1 protein-coding gene and 2 pseudogenes are annotated in these 1,672 nt (G+C 45.1%); all 3 read left to right on the top strand.

Features of this window, described 5'->3' with window-relative positions:
- On the top strand, positions 1-970 hold a 970-nt coding region (locus AC3G3F_RS23775), incomplete at its 5' end, for an RHS repeat-associated core domain-containing protein (RefSeq protein ID WP_488395925.1).
- Positions 969-1,330 (top strand): annotated as a pseudogene (locus AC3G3F_RS23770) (recombinase family protein); the annotation flags it as partial. The gene AC3G3F_RS23775 and the pseudogene AC3G3F_RS23770, both read left to right, overlap by 2 nt.
- 68 nt (positions 1,331-1,398) lie before the next feature.
- Positions 1,399-1,672 (top strand): annotated as a pseudogene (locus AC3G3F_RS23765) (transposase); the annotation flags it as partial.

Genomic DNA, 1,672 nt, shown 5'->3' with positions numbered 1-1,672 from the left:
GTATTACTACGGATACCGTTATTACCAGCCGTGGGCGGGACGCTGGCTGGGCGCAGACCCGGCGGGGACGGCGGACGGGCTGAACCTGTTCAGGATGGTACGGAATAATCCTGTATCCATGAAGGATAACGATGGGCGTGTTACAGAATGGCTTGACCTGGCATATCCACACAAGTCATTTAACGTTGTAGCGCTTATGTATAAAAATAATCCTATGCTAAAGTTATATCATCGAATCTTTACGCAAGAAACAAAGAAAATACTTGACGAAGCTGAAATAAATGAATCCAGCCTTAAAAAACTAAAACCTAATAAAAGACAAAAAACATCGAGAGACATGAAATATACTAAAACAAAATTAAAGAACTATGCAGCACATGCCGGATTTTTAAATGTACCCAGCGGCAGCGGTGAAACTCCGAGATTTAAATCTGGATTTGTAAATTTACCCGGAAGCCTGAGCAATAAAAACACATTCCCGGGAGTCCGTCTGATAGATGAAAAAGTCAAAAGAAGGTTTAAGGATTACTCTCCAGAAAAGCTAAAAGAATCAACAAAATGGAGACCTGAAACGAGCCTTGGTTATTATCATGTGGAAAATGTTGACATTTTCATTTCTGAAATCAAGAAATTATATGCAGCGTCAGGTTCGGAGCTTCATGAGGTTGTTGAACGTAGGATCAGAAATCATCTGGCGAGCAATAATAATATATTACCAAGAATGGCTGGGATTGCAGGGCTGCACGCTGAGGTACAGGCGCTGAACCATATCATATCCATGACTGATACTGAGGCTAGAGTAGCTAGTAAACTCAGTTCCAGTTACATATATACCCAACGTCTGGTTGGAGCCAGAAATGAGGATTTCCCTGCATGCCATAACTGCTCAGGAATTATTAATGGGCTTGAAAACATCATGACAGGGAGAGTTGAAGGTCACACAAGATTAATAAGAAGGAAATCCATCTGACTTCCTGCGCCCGGGTGATGCGCTGATGGTGACGCGGGTAGATCGTCTGGCGCGCAGCATCCGGGATTTGCAGGATACCGTTTACAGCCTGAATCAGCGGGGGATCACCCTCAGGGCCACAGAGCAGCCGGTGGATACCAGGAGTGCTGCCGGCAAGGCTTTCCTCGATATGCTGGGGGGGCGCTGAATTTGAAACCAACCTGCGCCGTGAACCGTCAGATGGAAGGCATCGTTGCTTTTACAAAACGAGCGGAGGGCGCGAAAGTTAAAGGCATAAAAAAGATCTCAAGAAGATCCTTTTGTTTCATCAGGCAGCCCCCTGTAAGTCTGAGGAATCCCCAGAAAAAAAGACAGGCATAGAGTTTTGTGATCTACTGATTGCGCTAACAAATTCAATGAGATCACCTCTATGCCTGCCCGAACATTTTATCGCTGTCGACTGGAGCGGTTACCCGTCCCAGGAATATCACATCCTTCGTGCCAGTCTTATCTGTGATGGGCGTTCAATCCCTCTGCTTAGTCGGCTTGTATCTTCAGCAAAGCAAAATAATTTGCTGATACAAAAAGAATTTCTCGATGAACTTCACCGGCGCGTAAATCCCAAAGCAAAAGTCATACTTATTACAGATGCGGGGTTTCAGAGTGCATGGTTTCGGCACATAAAATCACTGGGGTGGGACTTTATTGGCCGCATAAGGGGAA

The organism is Salmonella sp. FC25216 (assembly GCF_057751355.1).
Note: the sequence above shows the minus strand (reverse complement) of the source record. Positions and strands in the feature narration are given on the sequence as shown.